Annotated in this window: 20 protein-coding genes; 3 read left to right on the plus strand and 17 right to left on the minus strand. The window is 34.4% G+C overall.

Annotated elements, in window-relative coordinates:
* Window positions 1–38 precede the first annotated feature (38 nt).
* The 3 genes from CAR_RS08375 (at window position 39) to CAR_RS08385 (ending at window position 3,729) form a co-directional block, all read left to right on the plus strand.
* Complete coding sequence (locus CAR_RS08375) at window positions 39–2,192, plus strand: LTA synthase family protein (protein WP_041556474.1); 2,154 nt, start codon at window positions 39–41, stop codon at window positions 2,190–2,192.
* A 178-nt stretch (window positions 2,193–2,370) separates the two neighbouring features.
* Window positions 2,371–3,132, plus strand: coding sequence for a hypothetical protein (locus CAR_RS08380; RefSeq protein ID WP_013711285.1), 762 nt, complete (start codon window positions 2,371–2,373; stop codon window positions 3,130–3,132).
* Between the two features lie 30 nt (window positions 3,133–3,162).
* On the plus strand, window positions 3,163–3,729 hold the full coding sequence (locus CAR_RS08385) for a hypothetical protein (RefSeq protein ID WP_013711286.1): 567 nt from the start codon (window positions 3,163–3,165) through the stop codon (window positions 3,727–3,729).
* Between the two features lie 91 nt (window positions 3,730–3,820).
* Here CAR_RS08385 and CAR_RS08390 read toward each other — a convergent pair whose 3' ends face one another.
* The 17 genes from CAR_RS08390 to atpB form a co-directional block, all read right to left on the minus strand.
* A complete protein-coding gene (locus CAR_RS08390; RefSeq protein ID WP_013711287.1) occupies window positions 3,821–5,194 on the minus strand; it encodes a sensor histidine kinase in 1,374 nt (457 codons plus the stop codon).
* 45 nt (window positions 5,195–5,239) lie between these two features.
* Window positions 5,240–5,956 (minus strand): response regulator transcription factor, encoded by a 717-nt coding sequence (locus tag CAR_RS08395; RefSeq protein ID WP_041556476.1) that lies wholly within the window; start codon window positions 5,954–5,956, stop codon window positions 5,240–5,242.
* Between the two features lie 149 nt (window positions 5,957–6,105).
* On the minus strand, window positions 6,106–6,966 hold the full coding sequence (locus CAR_RS08400) for a 3D domain-containing protein (RefSeq protein WP_013711289.1): 861 nt from the start codon (window positions 6,964–6,966) through the stop codon (window positions 6,106–6,108).
* Window positions 6,967–7,370: 404 nt separating this feature from the next.
* Window positions 7,371–7,706 carry a single-stranded DNA-binding protein gene (locus CAR_RS08405; protein ID WP_013711290.1) on the minus strand — a complete coding sequence of 112 codons (336 nt, stop codon included), beginning with the start codon at window positions 7,704–7,706 and terminating at the stop codon, window positions 7,371–7,373.
* Window positions 7,707–7,895: 189 nt separating this feature from the next.
* Complete coding sequence (locus CAR_RS08410; RefSeq protein ID WP_013711291.1) at window positions 7,896–8,288, minus strand: hypothetical protein; 393 nt, start codon at window positions 8,286–8,288, stop codon at window positions 7,896–7,898.
* Between the two features lie 352 nt (window positions 8,289–8,640).
* Window positions 8,641–8,844, minus strand: a complete 204-nt coding sequence (locus CAR_RS08415; protein ID WP_013711292.1) for a DNA-directed RNA polymerase subunit beta — start codon at window positions 8,842–8,844, stop codon at window positions 8,641–8,643.
* A 29-nt stretch (window positions 8,845–8,873) separates the two neighbouring features.
* Window positions 8,874–9,866, minus strand: a complete 993-nt coding sequence (gene mreB, locus CAR_RS08420) for a rod shape-determining protein MreB (RefSeq protein WP_013711293.1) — start codon at window positions 9,864–9,866, stop codon at window positions 8,874–8,876.
* A 411-nt stretch (window positions 9,867–10,277) separates the two neighbouring features.
* A complete protein-coding gene (murA, locus tag CAR_RS08425; RefSeq protein ID WP_013711294.1) occupies window positions 10,278–11,588 on the minus strand; it encodes a UDP-N-acetylglucosamine 1-carboxyvinyltransferase in 1,311 nt (436 codons plus the stop codon).
* Window positions 11,589–11,727: 139 nt separating this feature from the next.
* Entirely contained in the window at window positions 11,728–11,961 is a 234-nt protein-coding gene (locus CAR_RS08430) for a DUF1146 family protein (protein WP_041556478.1), read from the minus strand.
* 177 nt (window positions 11,962–12,138) lie between these two features.
* Window positions 12,139–12,561: a F0F1 ATP synthase subunit epsilon gene (locus tag CAR_RS08435; protein WP_013711295.1), complete on the minus strand. Its 423-nt coding sequence runs from the start codon at window positions 12,559–12,561 to the stop codon at window positions 12,139–12,141.
* Window positions 12,562–12,573: 12 nt separating this feature from the next.
* Window positions 12,574–13,980 carry a F0F1 ATP synthase subunit beta gene (gene atpD, locus CAR_RS08440; RefSeq protein ID WP_013711296.1) on the minus strand — a complete coding sequence of 469 codons (1,407 nt, stop codon included), beginning with the start codon at window positions 13,978–13,980 and terminating at the stop codon, window positions 12,574–12,576.
* A gap of 20 nt (window positions 13,981–14,000) precedes the next feature.
* A complete protein-coding gene (locus tag CAR_RS08445; RefSeq protein ID WP_013711297.1) occupies window positions 14,001–14,915 on the minus strand; it encodes a F0F1 ATP synthase subunit gamma in 915 nt (304 codons plus the stop codon).
* 15 nt (window positions 14,916–14,930) lie between these two features.
* A complete protein-coding gene (atpA, locus tag CAR_RS08450; protein WP_013711298.1) occupies window positions 14,931–16,478 on the minus strand; it encodes a F0F1 ATP synthase subunit alpha in 1,548 nt (515 codons plus the stop codon).
* 24 nt (window positions 16,479–16,502) lie between these two features.
* Window positions 16,503–17,045: an ATP synthase F1 subunit delta gene (gene atpH / locus CAR_RS08455; RefSeq protein WP_041556480.1), complete on the minus strand. Its 543-nt coding sequence runs from the start codon at window positions 17,043–17,045 to the stop codon at window positions 16,503–16,505.
* The gene (gene atpF / locus CAR_RS08460) at window positions 17,032–17,547 is read right to left on the minus strand and encodes a F0F1 ATP synthase subunit B (protein ID WP_013711300.1); all 516 of its coding nucleotides are present in this window, start codon (window positions 17,545–17,547) and stop codon (window positions 17,032–17,034) included. The genes atpH and atpF overlap by 14 nt, the downstream gene beginning before the upstream one ends.
* Before the next feature lie 107 nt (window positions 17,548–17,654).
* Entirely contained in the window at window positions 17,655–17,867 is a 213-nt protein-coding gene (gene atpE / locus CAR_RS08465; protein WP_013711301.1) for a F0F1 ATP synthase subunit C, read from the minus strand.
* 84 nt (window positions 17,868–17,951) lie between these two features.
* Complete coding sequence (gene atpB / locus CAR_RS08470; RefSeq protein WP_041556481.1) at window positions 17,952–18,695, minus strand: F0F1 ATP synthase subunit A; 744 nt, start codon at window positions 18,693–18,695, stop codon at window positions 17,952–17,954.
* Window positions 18,696–19,337: the final 642 nt, after the last annotated feature.

The raw sequence follows: 19,337 nt of genomic DNA on the forward strand, positions 1-19,337 counted from the left end.
ATTTATACTGTGGTCATTTATTTAAGGAGGATTCAACAGTGAACAACATAAAAAAACTACTACAAACGAGGCTGGGATTTTTTTCTTTGGCGGTTATCGTTTTTTGGATTAAAACGTATATAGGGTATCAAGCAGAATTCTCTCTCGGTGTAGAAGGAGTTATGCAACAATTTATTTTATTGATTAACCCAGTTGCGACAACGATTATTTTATTTTCAATTGCTCTTTACTTTAAGAGCTCAAAAAAAGCCTATATCGCTTTAATAACGGTCTACACATTAATGACCATTTTATTTTTTGCGAATATTCTCTATTATAGAGAGTTCTCAGATTTCCTATCGGTCAGTACCATCTTGGGCGCCGGAAATGTTGCTGGAGGATTAGGAGCAAGTACTTTTGCTTTACTGCATGCAACTGATTTACTTTATCTGATTGACATCTTTATCTTGATTGCTTTATTAGCTACTAAGAAAGTAACAATGGATAAACGCCCATTCAAAAAACGCTATGCATTTGCAGCTACGATTGTTGGGTTTACCTTATTCGCTGGTAACTTGGCTTTAGCTGAAAGTGACCGCCCTCAATTATTGGCTCGTACATTTGACCGTAATTATATTGTTAAATATCTTGGTATTAATTTCTTTACAGCTTACGATGGTTATCAAACTGCTCAAGCTAATCAAGTTAAAGCAAATGCTGATGAATCAGATATTGAAGGTGTCTTGAGTTATGTGGATGACCATTTTGCTGGAGCTAATGCTGAGATGTTTGGTATTGCCGAAGACCGCAATGTTATCTATTTACATTTAGAAAGTTTCCAACAATTTCTAATTGATTATAAATTAGAAACTGAACAAGGCGAAGCTCTTGAAGTTACACCATTTATAAACAGTATTTACCACAATGAAGACACACAAAGTTTCAGTAACTTCTTTCATCAAGTAGGTCAAGGTAAAACAGCTGATTCTGAGATGCTGCTTGAGAATTCTTTATTTGGATTATCTCAAGGTGGTGCTTTTACACAAGTTGGAGGTAGCAATACTTTCCAATCTGCTTCACAGATCCTAGCATCCGAAAAAAATTATACAAGTGCTATGTTCCATGGTAATGTCGGTTCTTTCTGGAATAGAGACAACACGTATAAATCAATGGGTGTTGATTATTTCTTTGATGATGAATCTTACACGTTTACTGAAGAAAATACGTTAGAGTATGGAATGAAAGACAAAATTTTCTTTAAAGAATCTGTCCAATATTTAGAACAACTGCCACAACCGTTTTATTCTAAATTTATTACGGTATCTAATCATTTCCCTTACCCACTGGATGAAGCAAATGTCGATTTCCCAGCTGCTACAACGGGGGATGATACAATTGATAATTACTTTGTGACTGCCCATTATTTAGATCAAGCTATTGAAGAATTTTTCACTTATTTAAAAGAATCTGGTTTATATGATAATTCCATCATTGTTCTTTACGGTGATCACTATGGTATATCTAATTCAAGAAATGAAACATTAGCACCATTACTTGGAAAAGATCCTGAAACTTGGTCAAGCTATGATAATACAATGATGCAAAGAGTTCCTTATATGGTTCACATTCCTGGAACAGGTAATGGAAAAATCCATGAAGAATTCGGAGGTCAAATCGATAGTCTTCCTACTCTTCTTCATTTATTAGGTATTGATACAAAAGACAATATTTTACTTGGGACAGATTTATTCTCTGAAAACCATGACGAAACAGTTGCTTTCCGTAACGGGAATTTTGTAACTCCTAAATACACTGTTGATGGCTCAAACATTTATGACACTGAAACGGGTGAATTAATTGTAGAACCTTCAGAGGAAGTTCTTGCTGAAGTTGAACAGCTAAGAATAGACGTAAATACTCAATTAAGTTTATCTGATAGCATTTTGACAAGTGATCTACTGCGTTTCTATACTCCAGAAGGTTTTATTACGACAAATCCAGCTGATTACGATTACCGTAATCAATTGGGACGTATGAAAGCCTTAAATGAAAGTTTAGAAACAGAAGATACAAGTATGTATAGTCAAAACGGCAATCAGTCTACCGTTGATCTATATAAAACAAATGCTCCAGAGTTGTTAGTTGATCCTGAATTAGCTGACGAAACACAACCAGCTGAAACAGAAGCTCCAGACGTTAAGGATGCAGAGTAACTAAACTATCTCTTAAACTAATTTGTTAAATTCGATAAAAAGGTTGAGTCCTAATGGGCTCAACCTTTTTTTTGTTCTAAAAATCATTTAACTAACATACCCTCTTATTAATTGCTTCACAGTTTTTTCATATTTAATGATTACAATAAAAATAGAATCAATTTTCAAGTAGAAAGGAGTGCTGTGTTTGACAATTGCTAAACGTGCTTATCGTCATTTACAAAATCATCCTTATTTTTTGATGTTTATGCTTGGCTTTTACCTAATTTATTTTATCCTAGCCTTTATAGTTGCATTATTGGCAAAACAGTTTTCAGTTTCTTCCATTCAGTTAAACAGAATTATCGCTTCTTTAGACTCACAACACACTTCCCTGAATGAGCCTTTTAAAGTCTTAGAATCTATTACAACTCATTATACAATGGAATATCAGTACATTCTTCTTTTAATCGTGTTTGCAGGTACACTTAGTATGCTGATGATTCAGTTATTTTTGAGTCGGTTTAGAAAAAAAGAATACCAGACTTACCTGTTGATGGGAGAACGAGTTTATAAGTTAACGGCCCAATTAATATTGGAACAACTCCTTTTAATCAACACGATTATTTTGGTTCTTCTTTTCATTTACAGTCTATTTGCAACTCCTGTAATGAATCAAGTTTCTCAATTGGAATCCAATATTTTACAACAGGAATTAAAACCAAGTACCTCTCTCGTACATTTGCAAGAGGATGACCCCTTATTGAGTAGTGAAAATGAAAATTTAACACGCTTCAATATTAATGCTTTTTTAATGGGTGAATCCATACACAATACCTTTACTCAAAATAATACATTGCAAGCTTTTCTATTAATAGGAATCATCAACTTATACAGCTGTATGGTTATCGGTATTCCAAATTATCTGTTACTGTCACTGAAAAAAAGCACACTTTCCTAATTTAACCGTCATTACTAAGGAGGATTTATTATGCTTAAACATTCTTTAAAAAAACCTGACAATTATCCTTTGTTTTCAATCAAACCTAAAACGATTTACAGTTTATCAGCTAAACAAGTGAATTTCCCTACTTTAATGAAACAATTAAATAGACAATTAGGCTCTTTTCCAGGCGTAATCACGAAGGATGATACCTTTATTGATTACCTAACTGTCCGAGAAAACATGCTGCTCGTTTTATCCTTAGCGTCTAATCAGATGAAGCGCTCACTTGATTTAGTGGTGAATGAACTGTTAGAAGAACTTGATATATCAGATAATTTAGCTGACCAAACTTTTAAAGCATTGCCATTGACCTTATCCCTTCAGCTACAATTACGGTTAAATGAACTATGCAATAAAAAAGTGATCTTAGTAGAAGATTATTTTAGCTTTGATTCTGCTTCTTCAAAACAAGATTGGTTATTATCTCTTCGCTACCATGCACGTACAAAAGGTTTTTCCTTTATTTTAGTTACCTCCGATGATCAAATTTTAGCCTCTGAAAGACCGTTTGATCTAAATCCTGTCACTTACCATTCAAAAAAAGTCAGTTAAAAAGGTTATCAGAAGCTAAGACAATTGTCTAACTTCTGATAACCTTTTCTATTGTTTAACTTAGAGCGTGTTAAAAAAAGCAATTTGGATATTAAACTATTTCATTTAGATCAAATGGAAAGGATAAGGTAAAGGTTGTTCCTTCGCCTTGTAAACTCTCTACTTCAACACTTGCACCATGTAGATTCACCAATTGCTGAACGATTGCCAGACCTAACCCAGACTCTCCGTATTTAGTATTTTTTCTTGAAATGTCTGCTTTATAGTAACGTTCCCATATATTTTTAACTTCTTCAGCGGTCATTCCAATACCAGAATCTTTAATTTTTATGATACTTTCATTCTCACCATAATAGCCTATAATGCTAATTTTTCCATTAGTTGTAAATTGAATAGCATTTTGGATAATATTTACAATAATTTGAGAGAATCGATCGTAATCAGCATATATCTCTAATTCTGTTGGGCAGTCTAATACCAGTTCATCTCCAGAATCACTTGCTTTTCCTTTCAACTGTTCAACAATCATTTCTAATGCTTCATATGCGTCAAAAGTTTGTTTTTGCAAAGTAATTTGGTTAGATCGAATTTTTTCATAATCTAAATTCTCAGTTACCAAGCGTATTAGACGACGTGTTTCATTTTGCATCAATTGGATACTTCTCTGTTTTTGGTTTTCAGGAATCATATCATGCTCTAGACCTTCTAACAGCCCATTAATCGTGGTTAACGGCGTACGCATTTCATGTGCAGCATCCGCCATAAATTGTCTGCGTCGTTTCTCTTGACGTTCAATTTCTTCTTGAGAACTTTTTAAAGAGTCAACCATACTATTAAAATCAGCTGCCAAATCATCAAATTCATCCATTTCTTTGTTTTCTAGATGAACATTGAAATCTCCTTTTGATACTTTATGAGTCGCACTTCTAATGCGATTGATCCGTTTCACCTGAAACTTAGCAAAAAGATAACTGGCTATTGTTGCACCCACAATCGAGAAAATAAATGCACTAAATAAATTATTTCGGATATCCTTTAAATTTGCTTCTATTGTACTGATTGGAGCACTAACAGCTATAAATCCATAGAATTCGCCCGTGCTTTGAGTGAAAAAAGGTTGATAAACGATAGCCGTATTAATCTGATTGCCAAAAAAATCTGTATTTCTTTGAGTTAATGAAATTGGCTCGCCATTTTTCAACTTTTTAAGATCTTGATCTGAAATACCACTAACGTACTTTTCAGTTGTACTAGGATAAATCATACTATCCGTACTATCAAATACAAAAATTGATACATCTTGATTTTTTAAAATAACTTGTCCATTTTCTAGTTTATCCATCTGTAGATCTTCATCAATTAAAGCTTCGGCGTACCCAAACAACTGCGTTTCAGTATTCTGATAGGCCGTATTTCGTGCAAATTGTAAAAAAGAAAATCCTAAAATGATTAAGACGATCGTCACAACTGCAAAAAAAGGCCAGCATTTGTTGGTAAAAATAATTCAATCTCATGAGGAGACTCCAGAATCATCATATTTATACCCTATTCCCCAAACAGTTTGAATCACTTGTGGGCCCGTTTTATCAATTTTTTGGCGTAATTTTTTGATGTGAGCATCCACTGTTCGCTCATCTCCAAAGTACTCATAATCCCAAACAATCGTTAGGAGTTGCTCTCTAGAAAAAACTTGCTTAGGACTTTTAGCTAGTGTATAAAGCAACTCAAATTCTTTTGGCGTCAAACTGTCGATGGATTTATCATACAAAATGGCTTCACGCGTTCTCTTATCCATTTTAAGGTACTTCGTTTCCACTTCATATGCTTTCTCATCTACTTTACCGGCCTCATCATGAATCAAATCTACTCGACGATATAAAGCTTTTATACGAGCAATTAAAGTTAACGGACTAAATGGTTTTGTAACATAATCATCCGCACCAATTTCTAGTCCAATGACTTGATCGCTTTCAGAATCTTTAGCTGTTAACATAATAATTGGTATTGTTTTTGAAACTTTGCGTATCTCACGACAAATTTGCATACCGTCCATACTTGGTAAATTTAAATCTAAAGTAATTAAATCCCAATTTTCGGAATCATTTAGAAAAGCATCTAATCCTTCTTTACCGTCTTGGACAAAAGTTGCCTTCCATTCTTCTTTCATGAAAAACATTTCCATCATTTCGCATACGGATTGATTGTCTTCAATCATTAATATATTCATGAAATACCCTCTTTCTCAAAAAAATTCTCTACCTTATTATACTCTTTTTACCATTACAACTAAAGCAACATGCCGAATCATCTCACAATCTTCACTATTTAGTCAAAAAAAAGAGAGTTAAGATCATTGTCTCAACTCTTTTTTCTCTATTAATTTAAGATGGTTAATTCAACTTCTTGAATCCCCCATTGGAACGACTTATCTATGCTGTCCATATGCAAGTCTACTCGATTTCCAATAATCGCACTTCCTGTATCACCAGCGATGGCTTCTCCATATCCTTCTACATAAACTTTAGTTCCTAATGGAATTACAGTAGGATCTACCGCAATAACTTGAGGGTTTTGACTTAAGTCTATTCCTGAAGCAGTGATATTCGTTAGAGAAGGCTGATTTCGACTATAAGCAGTAGCAACTACCGTCATCTTTTTCGTTGAAGCATCAGAAGAAACAGCACTTGTTTCTTCTATAGATGTATCCTTTGAGTTTGATTCTGGGAGAGACCCTTTGCTTGTTTCAGTTTCCCAAGTAAGCTTTTCAGGTTTGATCGCTTCAGTAGTTAATTTTGTTTCAATTTTAATAACTTCGTCAATCTGTAATGGTGAATCGCTTGTTACTTGTTCATTCCATTTTATCAATTCACTTACGTCAACTTCAAAAGCAGTTGCAATATTTACTAAAGTATCTCCAGATTCTACTGTATAGTCAACGGGATTTTTCTTTTCATCCCCAGTTTTACCGAGTTCATCTTCGGTACTAACCGGTTCTAATAGTGGCTCTTCAACAGATGAATTAGTAGCTAATGTTTGGACAATCGCTTTACTATCTTCTCTTTTATCTATTAAATCATCTAAACCATTTTGTATTCCTAATTTTTCTGATTGTTTGATTTCTGTTTCATCTGATGTGTTTTCGCTTTTCTCATTCTGAGCAGCTAAAACAGTTGTGATTCCAGTTGTTCCTAATGCCAACGTAAATAAGGCAATGATGGATAAAACTATTTTTTTCATTGGATTATTTTCCTCCTATTTCAGTACGAGAAATAGCATATCACGTACGATATAGGGTAAGGTTACTTAAGAATTAAGGGTTTGTAACACAATAATTTTTAGTAACGTTTTCAAAGAGACAACTGTAAAGATTCTGAATATTCAACTATTTTTTCTTTTAGGTCATTTTCTCATAATGCTTGATTATTTCATGTTAAATGTTGATGCAACAGGTTTTAGCAACTAAATTTTTTCTAATTTAATATTCATTTTAGGCGTTATTTAATTTTTAGTATCGTATGTTTTCTTTGGGTAACTATTACAAAAATAAACATTTAATCACCCAATTTTAAGTATTTTTTTTCAATTTTGTCCTATTACATGTATTTTATTACAATTCAGTAACAATAAATAGTCCGTTTTCATTACTTTATGGCTGTTTCTATTTTTTTGTTTTGTAAAAAATGTACTTCCTCTACTACCATCTCAACGGCGAAAATAGTTTCTTCTTCTTTATTGACGTAGGACCTTGATTGAATTCTCCCAGTAAGACCTACGATATGACCTTTTTCACAATAAAGATGGATAAGTTTCGCTACTTGTCCCCATGCAACAATAGGAATAAAGTCAGTTGGTGGACTATTTTCTTTCTTCCCTCTTCTTGCTACTGCTAAGGTGTTATTAGTAACAACTTTGTCTTCACCAACTTCTTTAAGTTCTACCTCTCTTACTAAACGTCCAACTAATCCAATTTGATTCATTTTTATTCCTCCTTTTTAGTGTATTCTTTTTTACTATCTGCATTTTTTATTGATTTGCTTTTTTATTTATTCAGCATAAAATAAAAAAAGTCTCCTCTACAGTAAACAGTTTTATTTCTTAAGCTGTTTATCATGAAGGAGACTTTTTTATTTATTAGATTAAAAACTATCTATTTCAAAGGGTTTACGCTAAATCGTTGTTTTATCATCTAAAACGGTCAGTTGAAAAGCATTTACAATAAACAACAAAATAAAAGATAACAGTATGATTACTAATAAAGCAATAGATTTATATAATGGATTCGAAGTAAGCATACCGGTAATAAAAATAATATAATATAAAACATAAATTCTATTACTCCATTTATTGGACTTTATTTGAACTAGTTCACCATCTTTAACTTCTATGGTATTACTTTTAACTCCGGATTGCGTGACACATATTTGCACAACACTATTAGGAATAGACATTTCAAACTTCTGACCATTTGCTATTTTTGCAACTCTTTCACCATTTATTTTTATCGTCATTTTTAATATAGTACCCATTAAACCAGTACGACGTACAACTGTAATGGACATATGTAAACTCCCCCTAAAAAAATAGTGCTTCATCATAATTTTGGATAAAAAACACCCTAAAAATAGAATTTAATTCAATTTTCAGGGTGTTTAGTATTTTATTTTGGCTCTATAATTTTTAGTGTTGATAGATTAGTTAAATTGATAATAGGATATTTCTGGAGGAATAAGGGTTGCTTGTAGCCATGTCTAATGATTCAATGCTTTGTTTAAGGCTTGAAAGTCTGAAGACAAAAGGCATCAGACTTTCACATGGCTCTCCACAAGCAAACCCGTCTATTCCAGAAGAAATTTTATTTTGTTGTATCAACACCATCTGTTAAACCATCTTTATTTCGTACAAGGGATAGAACTAGTTGACTATTGTAGGCTTTGTAAAGTAACTAAAAATGTGCACCCAGGTTTCCTTTTCAAAAATAGCAAATGGATTTCCATCGCCTACTACACCATAACCGATCATCGCTCCAATAATAAAAGCGAGAGCAATCAAAACGATTACAAGTACTATTTTTAGAATAAATGCGGCGATTTGAAGTCCTATTTTTTCCTTAGTCATTGGCTCACCTCATTTTGGTCGGCTATTTTTTAAAATTTTCGTCTTTTTTTGGTCATATTTTCTAATAAAATTCCTGTTCCTAATGCAACAGAGTCAAGCGGTAGTTCAGCAGCAAATACAGGTACTCTTAATTGTTCAGAGAATAGTTGATCAATACCATCTAATAATGCGCCACCACCAGTTAAAATTATGCCGCGATCAATAATGTCCGCAGACAATTCAGGAGGAGTTTGTTCTAATACATCTTTAGCTTGTTGAACGATCATCATCATTGATTCAGCTGTAGCTTTTTGAACTTCATCTGAAGTAATCGTGATTGTTCTAGGTAAACCAGTAATCATATCACGACCTCTAACTTCCATTGAGTCATCACGTTTACCGGGGAAAACTGTTCCAATCTCTTTTTTGATTGTTTCAGCTGTACGTTCACCAATCAATAACTTGTGAGTTTTCTTAACAAACTGTGTAATTTCATTATCCAATTGGTCTCCAGCAACTTTTAATGAGCGACTAGTTACAATTCCACCCATTGAAAGAACAGCAATATCACTTGTTCCGCCACCGATATCAATAACCATATTTCCACTTGGTTGGAAAATATCCATACCTGCTCCAATAGCTGCTACTTTAGGTTCTTCTTCAAGATAAACATTTTTTCCGCCGCTTTTCTCAGCTGCTTCAATAATGGCTTTTTGTTCAATTGTTGTTATATTTGTTGGGCAGCAAATCAAAATATTTGGTTTTGATAAAAAGCCCTTAACATTTAATTTATTAATAAAGTGAGTTAACATTGCTTCTGTTATGTCAAAATCAGCAATGACTCCTCCTTGTAATGGACGAATAGCACGAATGTTACCCGGTGTACGTCCAACCATTAAGTACGCTTCTTCTCCAACTGCTAAAACACGTTTTGTTGTAGTATCAATTGCAACGACTGAAGGCTCATTTAAAACAATGCCTTTTCCTTTTACATGAATCAATACATTGGCAGTACCTAAATCTATTCCTATATCTCTCGCCATTACTTGTTTCTCCTCTCAAGCTCTTGTTCGGTCATCATTGACTACTTTTTTTAAAATAAAGTGCCATCTAATTTACTATTATAGCATAACTTGTATCATTCTTAAATGTCGAATTAAAGACATTTACATAAATTTAATAGTTTTTGTGACAGAAGTTTGCTCTCCCAACAGCAACATTAAAAATAAAAGGTTTTTAGTTTTTAATGTTGCTTGATTGAAATGCTTACTTACTTGGAATTTATTTCAAAGCAATAGACCAATTGTTAAACTACCAAAAATAAGCCTCCTGAAGCACCACTTTTTAAGGGTCTACTCCAAAAGACTTAAGGTGAAAATTTTATCTTTTACTTTATTTAATATACAACTAAATATATCTCGAAAAATAAAAGATTATTTTTTATCAAGTTATGCTTACGAGAATAATCGCTCAAGTTCAGTTTCTTCCATAGCGATTTCTACAGACTCTTCAATGCGTTCTACATCTGCACCTAAGCCTTGTAATTTTTTATGGAATTCATAATAACCGCGATCTAGGTATTCTAAATGTGTTACTCTTGTATAACCTTTCGAAACCAAGCCAGCGATAATCAAAGCAGCGGCTGCTCTAAGATCCGTCGCTGCTACTTCAGCTCCTTGCAACTCAGATGGTCCGTAGATAACTAACGTTTGACCTTCAATTTTAAATTCAGCATTCATACGACGCAATTCTTCCATATGCATATAACGGTTTTCAAATACAGTTTCTTTCATTGTACTTGTACCTTCAGCAAACACTTGCGCAATTGTCATTTGTGCTTGCATATCTGTTGGGAAACCAGGATGCGGCATTGTTTTTACATCGGTTGCTTTTAATTTATCAGGTCCGATAACACGTAATCCGTTATCTTCGTCTTTAAATTGAACACCCATTTCTTTTAACTTAGAAATCAATGGTTTGTTGTGTTCTGCAACAGCATCTTCAATAAAAATGTTTCCTTTCGTAACAGCAGCTGCAATCATAAATGTACCAGCTTCAATACGATCTGGAATAATACTATGCTCCGTACCAGTTAACTCTGTTACACCTTCAATACGGATACTCTCTGTACCAGCACCAACAACTTTAGCACCCATACGATTTAAGAAGTTTGCTAAGTCAACAATTTCTGGCTCGCGCGCAACGTTTTCAATGGTAGTTGTTCCTTTAGCTAGTGTGGCAGCCATCATAATATTTTGTGTAGCTCCTACACTTGGAAAATCTAAGTAGATGTGAGCTCCTTTTAATTGATCGGCGAATGCTTCGATATATCCATTTTCGATATGTACTTCCGCACCCATCGCTTCAAATCCTTTTAAATGCAAATCTATCGGACGTGTTCCTATTGCACATCCTCCAGGAAGAGCAACTTTTGCGTGTCCTAATCGAGCTAAGAGAGGTCCCATTACGACGATTGATGCACGCATTTTACTTACATATTCAAAAGGAGCCTCATAATGTAATTCCTTTGTAGCGTCTAAAGTAATTTCTTTTTCAGTTTCGTTAAAATCAACAGTTAAATTCAAGTGGCTTAAAACTTCATTAATAGTGAATACGTCAGATAATATGGGAACATTCGTTAATTTACTTTGTCCCTTACTTGCTAAAATGCTAGCAGCTAAAATAGGTAATACGGCATTTTTTGCCCCTTCTACTTTCACTGTACCAGCTAGGTGTTTTCCACCACGAACGACAATTTTTTCCATGTAGTATCCCTCCAAAATTTTCATTGCCTTTATCACAACTGTGTGAGGTAAATAGTACAAGACAACATTTAATATTATAACACGAAGCCCTGTGAAGGTACAAACTTAACCGATGTTTTGTAATAAATTTAGTCAATTCTTAATAAAATAAAAAAATCAAATTTTGTGATGTTAGCAAGAATTCAATAAAGAACGTACTTACTGTATATCCTATAGTTATAGACACAAACAAGTAGAGCACACGAGCTTGACCAATATTATTTTTTTTGATCAATTTTTCTATCCGTATTCCTTTTAATGCCCAAAAAGTCAGTAACACAAAAAACAAATGAGATACGATAGTAATAAGAGCTTGCACACCTAGAAAGTTCATATTTTTAGTTATCTTCCCTTCTAAATCTTATCATTATACTAACATAAAAGAAGCCAAAAGAACATTTATCTTGACTTTAAATTGTACTATTACGGGAGCAGTAGCGTTGTTCCCTTTTTTATTTAAATAAAAAAAGCTGGAATAAATACAGACACGCTGCTTTATTCCAACTTTTAATTAACCTCTTTTATGCTTAGAAACAGTAATCCGATTGACCGCTTTTCTTAACGATATTTCTGCACGTTTCGAATGACTCTTATTCTCAATTGCTTCTGTCTTACGCAATTCTTCTTCTGCACGTTGTTTCGCTTCAAAAGCACGTTCAACATCAATATCTCTTGCACGCTCAGCACTATCCGCAATGATGGAACAAATATTATCTCTGACTTCCATAACTCCACCGTTTACAGCTATCCAGTCTTCAGCATCTACTGAAACTCGTTGCACGCGAACAGAATGAATAGTAAGAGGCACTATGATTGGCATATGATTTGGTAAAATACCAATTTCTCCATCCACTGCCTTAGCAATCACGCTTCTTGCTCGATGATTGTAGACAATTCCAGCAGGCGTAACAATGTTTACTTGCATTTCACTCATCACATTTACCTCCTAGTAACCCATTGACTCTGCTTTAGCCACAACTTCTTCGATTCTTCCTACGTTACGGAATGCATCTTCTGGCAAGTGATCATAACGTCCATCAATGATTTCTTTAAATCCACGTACTGTTTCTTCAACAGGAACATATGAACCCGGCAAACCAGTAAAGGCTTCAGCCACATGGAAATTTTGCGATAAGAAAAATTGGATACGTCTTGCTCTAGACACAACAATTTTTTCATCAGCAGATAATTCATCCATCCCTAGAATAGCAATAATATCTTGTAATTCACGGTAACGCTGCAATAATTGTTGAACTTCTATAGCAACTTTATAGTGTTCTTCCCCAACAATTTCAGGAGATAACGCACTAGAAGTTGATGCTAAAGGATCTACTGCTGGATAAATACCTTGTTCCGTTAATTTACGTTCCAAGTTGGTTGTTGCATCTAAATGGGCGAAAACTGTAGCTGGCGCTGGGTCAGTATAGTCATCCGCTGGTACATAGATCGCTTGAATAGATGTAATGGATCCTTTGCTAGTTGAAGTGATTCGCTCTTGTAATTGTCCCATTTCTGTTGCTAAAGTTGGTTGATACCCAACTGCTGATGGCATACGACCTAGTAAGGCCGATACTTCTGATCCAGCTTGTGTAAATCGGAAAATATTGTCGATAAACAGCAATACATCTTGCCCAACTTCATCTCTGAAATATTCAGCAATTGTTAATCCCGTTAACGCCACGCGCATTCTAGCACCAGGTGGTTCATTCATTTGACCGAATACCATTGCTGTACGCTTGATAACGCCAGAACTCTGCATTTCAAAATACAAGTCATTTCCTTCACGCGTACGTTCACCAACACCGGTAAACACAGATATTCCACCATGTTCTTCAGCGATATTATGAATTAGTTCTTGAATCAGAACCGTTTTCCCTACTCCTGCTCCACCGAATAGACCGATTTTACCACCTTTTAAATAAGGAGCTAGTAAATCAATAACTTTAATTCCAGTTTCTAGAATAGCAGTATTGCTGCTTAATTCATCAAATACTGGAGCATTACGGTGGATTGGATTACGTTGTACATCTTCTGGAAATGGTTCTTTTTCATCGATTGTTTCACCTAAAACGTTAAACATACGTCCTAAAGTTTCTTCCCCAACTGGAACAGAAATTGCTTTTTCAGTATCAATAACACTCATACCGCGTTGCAGTCCTTCTGTCGCTTCCATTGCAATCGTTCTAATGACACCATTTCCTAACAATAGTGCTGTCTCTAAGACAACCGTTTCATTCTTACTCTTGTTTTTTTCAACAATGAGAGCATTATTAATTTCAGGCATAGTATCGTTTATTGGAAATTCGACATCCACAACAGGTCCTATAACTTGAACAATATGTCCAATACTCATTCGTTATTCCTCCCATTTACTTACTTAGACGCTGAAGCACCACTAATGATTTCTGTAATTTCTTCTGTTATAGCGGCTTGACGTGCTCGGTTATAACGAATCGTTAAATCATCAATAATATTTTTAGCGTTATCTGTCGCACCTTTCATAGCTGTCATACGTGCTGCATGTTCAGCAGCTTTAGCATCTAAAATTGCTCCGTATATTAAACTTTCAGCGTATTGAGGCAATATAATATCTAAAATTTCTTCTTTAGATGGTTCATAAATATAATCTTTTGCATAATCTTTTGTTTCTGCTACATCCAAATCGGATAACGGCAACATTTTTTCAGCTCTGTATTGGAACATAATCGTGTTCACATGATGATTGTAACAAACATACAACTCATCAAAAACTTCATTTTTATACATCTCAGTTGCTGTTCTAGCAATCGTACGTACTTCCTCAAAAGACGGTTGATCACTGATATCATTTAATTCATAAGCAACATTCATCCCTCTGGCTTTAAAGAAATCAGCCGCTGTTGAACCAACAGCCATAAATACATACTCCTCTGGAGAAGTATGATCTCTGATGATCATATCAACGGTTGATTTAATAACGGAACTATTGTATCCACCGGCCAACCCTTTATCTGAACTGATAACAATGTATCCAGTCTTTTTAATTGGGCGTTCAACCAACATATCGTGAAAATCAATATTAGAAGGTGAATTCGTTCCAATCATTTCATTTTCAATCAAAGAAAGTTGACTTTGCGCTAAATGAGTAACAATTTCTCTTACCTTTTGAGAATAAATTTGAAAACCAGCTGCTATACTTTCCGCTTTTGCCAATTTTGCACCAGATACCATTTGCATGGCATTTGTGATCTGACTAGTCTTTTTTGTTGAACTTATTTTTTTTGTAATTTCATTTAAAGAGGCTGCCATTCTTATTCACCGCCTTTAATTGGTTTGTCCGTCGTTCACATCAGCTGATGAATCAATATAATTAGTAAAAAAATTAGTAATGAATTCACTGATGATCGCATCCAGTTTTTCTGTTCTTGGCAAATCCTTAGTTTCAACAATTTCAGTTAAGATGTCAGCATGTTGGTTATCTAAGAAGTTATAAAATTGAATTTCAAAACGACCTAATTCACTAACCGGAACTGTATCTAAGAAACCATGTGTTAAAGCATATAAAATCATCACTTGTTTTTCAACAGCTATTGTTTGATGCAACCCTTGTTTTAAAACTTCAACTGTTCTATGTCCACGGTTTAATTTTGCTTGAGTAGCAGCATCTAAATCTGAACCAAATTGAGTAAAGGCTTCTAATTCACGGAAACTAGCTAAATCTAAGCGCAATGTTCCAGAAACTTTTTTCATTGCTTTGATTTGAGCAGATCCTCCAACACGTGATACTGATAATCCCGCTGCAATGGCTGGCCGAATACCTGAGTAAAATAAATCACTTTCTAAGAAAATCTGACCATCTGTAATGGAAATAACATTTGTAGGAATATACGCTGAAATATCGCCTGCTTGAGTTTCAACAAATGGGATAGCTGTCATAGAACCGCCACCTAGTTTATCACTCAATTTTGCAGCACGTTCTAATAAACGTGAATGCAAGTAGAAGACATCTCCTGGATAAGCTTCACGACCTGGAGGACGACGTAATAAGAGAGACAATTCGCGGTAAGCTGCAGCTTGTTTTGTTAAATCATCAAAAATAATCAAGACATGTTTGCCGTTATACATGAATTCTTCCCCTATAGCCGACCCTGCATAAGGTGCGATATAAAGTAATGGAGCCGGTTGAGAGGCGCTTGCTGTCATAACGATCGTGTAATCCATTGCGCCATATTTTTTTAATGTTTCAACTTGATTACGTACAGTTGATTCTTTTTGTCCAATGGCTACATAAATACAAATTGTATCTTGACCTTTTTGATTTAAAATTGTATCAATTGCTAGGGTTGTTTTCCCTGTTTTCCGGTCACCGATAACTAATTCTCTTTGTCCACGGCCAATAGGAACTAATGCGTCGATTGCTTTGATTCCTGTTTGCAAAGGTTCGTTAACCGAACGACGATCCATAACTCCTGGAGCTTCAGATTCGATTGGACGAGTTTTAGTTGTAACAATCTCACCTAAACCATCAATTGGTTGTCCAAGTGGATTTACTACACGTCCAATCATTGCTTCTCCAACTGGAACTTGCATAATTCGACCTGTCCGTTTAACAATATCGCCTTCACGAATCCCTGTAAATTCGCCTAAGATGATAATCCCTACATCATTTACTTCTAAATTTTGTGCCATACCAAAAGTACCGTCAGCAAATTCCAACAGTTCTCCTGACATTGCGTTTTCTAATCCATAAGCACGAGCGATTCCGTCACCTACGTAACTAACTGTACCTACTTCATCTATTACTAATTCACTTTGATAGCTTGCAATTTGCTTTTTGATCAGTGAACTAATTTCTTCTGCTTTTACGCCCATAAACGATTCACCTCATAACTTCTTTTATCGAATTAATTGTTTTTCTAATGCTTCCAAGTTAGAACGGATACTGCCATCATAAACTTGACTTTCGGCTTCAATAACTACTCCACCAAGAACATGTTCATCAACGATCGTATGCAATAATACTTTTTTCGCATCTAATTTTTGTTTCATAACGTCGATTAAACGTTCCTTTTGACTTTCGGTTAATTGAACAGCTGTAGTCACTTTAGCAACTACAGTCCTATTTTTGTAATCATAAATTTTTTCAAACTCATTTACTACATCTCTAATGTCACTGATTAATTGATAATCATAAAGCATATGCAAGAAACTTTGTGTATTGATATCAAAGTGTTGAATCAAGTCTGCTAAAAGATGATCTCGTTTATATTTTTCCAAACGAGGATCTACTAGAATTGTTCCTAGATTAGGAATCGTTTCTAATACTTGACGAACGTCCATCATATTATCAAACGCAACATCAACTATCCCTTTTTCTTTAGAGTCTTGATAAAAAGCATCTGCAAGTTGGCGATTGTTCATATTTCTATTTAATTTCATTATTATTCGCCAACCTTTCAATATACTCTTCGATTAGTTCAGCATGCCCTTCATTAGATAATTCTTTGCCAATCAATTTCTCTGCAATATCCATAGACAGACGACTAATATCATTTTGCGCACCTGCCAAAGCTTGTTTTCTTTCTAGTTCAATGGCTTTTTTAGCCTCTTCTTTTAAGCGTACTATTTCTACTTTAGCGGATGCTATTTGTTCTCGTTCAACTTTATCAGCGGTGTCTCTTGCTTGTTCAATAATTGCACTCGCTTTGTTTCTTGTCTCTTCTAATTCTTGTTGTTGTTCTGCAAGCAATCGATCCGCTTCTAATTTTTTTGATTCTGCGCTATCGATATTTCCTGCAATCAATTGTTCTCGTTTCTCCATCATTGCCATCAGAGGTTTCCAAGCAACCATCTTTAATGCTAGCATTAATAGTAAAAATGAGACCAAAGTGACAATAGAATCTCCAGCTGTTATTTGTCCTACAAACAATGGACTGACCATTCTCCACACTCCTCCACCTATACTTCAATGTTGCTTTAAAATTGACAGGTAGAGAATAATATTCTCTCTACCTGTCAATTTCTAATACTCGTTTTTCTTGCTAGCTTTTATTGGAAAACTAAGATAAAGGCAATAACAACTGCCATGATAGGAATGGCCTCTACTAAACCGATCCCGATATACATCAATGTTTGCAATTGACCTTTCATTTCTGGTTGACGAGCGATTGATTCAATTGTTTTTGATACTACTCTACTTGAACCAAGTGCTGCTCCTATTGCTGCTCCTGCTACTGCTATTGCTGCTCCTATTAAACCCATAATTCATTTTCCTCCTATATAATTATCTTTTATCTATATATTCTACTTTATTTTATTAATGTATCCTCTATTAACCTGATTCGCTTACGTTGCTTCTTTGATGTGATCTGTACTGTCTTCGTGTTCAATTTTATGAGAAAGATAAACCATTGTCAGTGTTGTAAAAACAAAAGCCTGTATACTTCCGATAAATAGTGAGAATGCCTGCCAAGCCATTTCTAAAGGAATACCAATTATCCAAGTAAAGACCCCTCCGCTTTGAGCTAACGAAGCTATCAATCCAAGCAAGATTTCTCCTGCATAAATATTTCCATAAAGCCGAAGAGCTAAAGTCAATGTATTTGTAAACTCTTCAAAAATTTTGATTGGAAACAGGAATGGGACTGGTCTAATAAAACTATTCATAAAGTAGTTCTTGACTCCTTGTTCTTGTACACCAAAATAATGTGTCATAACAATTACCATAGCTGCTAATGTTAAAGTAACCACCGGATCAGCAGTTGGGCTTTTCCATATTTGATAAGGTTCAGCAATTAAAATTAATGGCAACCCCATAATGTTTGAAACAAATACAAAGGTTAAAATAGTAAAACCAAATAGTTTAAACCGTTCACCTTGTTGTTTAGACATTGCACTTGTAGCGATATTCCCTACAAAATCAACTATCCATTCTATAAAGTTTTGTTTACCTGTTGGCTTAATTTGTAGATTCCTCGTACAAATAAACGCAATCAAGAATACAATCACGCACGCTGATACTGTTACAAAATTGTTGGTGACATTGAAATCTAAGCCCAAAAATGTAACAATCGGATTTTCGTGATCCACAACGTTCACCTCTTTCCATAATTAAAATCTATAATTGCAAACAGGAAAAAATATATTTTGTGAAACTATCATCTACGTTAATTTCACACGCCCATTTTAGCATAGTTCTGCTTTCTTTCCTATCTATATGGATTTAGGCACAATTTTGCTTTTATTCATTTGGCAATGTAAAAAATACTGACTAAGTTCTAAAACAATTCTTCTTTTTTTCACTGGCATTTGTTATCATACCACCATTCGATTTAAAATACAAAAGAAAATGAAAAACAATTTTTTTTTCAATAAATCATTATTAAAACGGGTTTTCTAGCGTTTTTATTCAAAAAAATGATAACACATTTCCACTGACTACTCTAGATTTCTAACTATCAAATCTAACTTTTCATTTAACCACTCTTTCTCCAATGACAATTTTCCCGACTTTCACAGTACCTTAAATTCTTTATTGGTTTCATATAACTTTTACTTTTTCGTTAAATCCTCTATTTCACCCTACTTTTTCTATTTTAATTGCACCAATTTTACTTTTCTTCAAGAGAGCGCAAAATACAACCTACTCATTTTTGTCATTTTGAAATCAGTTACTGTTTTAATTATTTATGTATCTCCTATGGTAAATAAGATTTATCTTATTTTTATCAT

Source organism: Carnobacterium sp. 17-4, from assembly GCF_000195575.1.
In the GTDB taxonomy this organism is placed as follows: Bacteria; Bacillota; Bacilli; order Lactobacillales; family Carnobacteriaceae; genus Carnobacterium_B.

Excerpts from the sequence above, each read along its gene's own strand:
- CAR_RS08385 (WP_013711286.1), top strand. The coding sequence starts at position 3,163 with ATGCTTAAACATTCTTTAAAAAAACCTGACAATTATCCTTTGTTTTCA.
- CAR_RS08395 (WP_041556476.1), bottom strand. The coding sequence starts at position 5,956 with ATGAATATATTAATGATTGAAGACAATCAATCCGTATGCGAAATGATG.
- CAR_RS08400 (WP_013711289.1), bottom strand. The coding sequence starts at position 6,966 with ATGAAAAAAATAGTTTTATCCATCATTGCCTTATTTACGTTGGCATTA.
- CAR_RS08405 (WP_013711290.1), bottom strand. The coding sequence starts at position 7,706 with ATGAATCAAATTGGATTAGTTGGACGTTTAGTAAGAGAGGTAGAACTT.
- CAR_RS08410 (WP_013711291.1), bottom strand. The coding sequence starts at position 8,288 with ATGTCCATTACAGTTGTACGTCGTACTGGTTTAATGGGTACTATATTA.
- CAR_RS08415 (WP_013711292.1), bottom strand. The coding sequence starts at position 8,844 with ATGACTAAGGAAAAAATAGGACTTCAAATCGCCGCATTTATTCTAAAA.
- mreB (WP_013711293.1), bottom strand. The coding sequence starts at position 9,866 with ATGGCGAGAGATATAGGAATAGATTTAGGTACTGCCAATGTATTGATT.
- murA (WP_013711294.1), bottom strand. The coding sequence starts at position 11,588 with ATGGAAAAAATTGTCGTTCGTGGTGGAAAACACCTAGCTGGTACAGTG.
- CAR_RS08430 (WP_041556478.1), bottom strand. The coding sequence starts at position 11,961 with ATGAACTTTCTAGGTGTGCAAGCTCTTATTACTATCGTATCTCATTTG.
- CAR_RS08435 (WP_013711295.1), bottom strand. The coding sequence starts at position 12,561 with ATGAGTGAAATGCAAGTAAACATTGTTACGCCTGCTGGAATTGTCTAC.
- atpD (WP_013711296.1), bottom strand. The coding sequence starts at position 13,980 with ATGAGTATTGGACATATTGTTCAAGTTATAGGACCTGTTGTGGATGTC.
- CAR_RS08445 (WP_013711297.1), bottom strand. The coding sequence starts at position 14,915 with ATGGCAGCCTCTTTAAATGAAATTACAAAAAAAATAAGTTCAACAAAA.
- atpA (WP_013711298.1), bottom strand. The coding sequence starts at position 16,478 with ATGGGCGTAAAAGCAGAAGAAATTAGTTCACTGATCAAAAAGCAAATT.
- atpH (WP_041556480.1), bottom strand. The coding sequence starts at position 17,045 with ATGAAATTAAATAGAAATATGAACAATCGCCAACTTGCAGATGCTTTT.
- atpF (WP_013711300.1), bottom strand. The coding sequence starts at position 17,547 with ATGGTCAGTCCATTGTTTGTAGGACAAATAACAGCTGGAGATTCTATT.
- atpE (WP_013711301.1), bottom strand. The coding sequence starts at position 17,867 with ATGGGTTTAATAGGAGCAGCAATAGCAGTAGCAGGAGCAGCAATAGGA.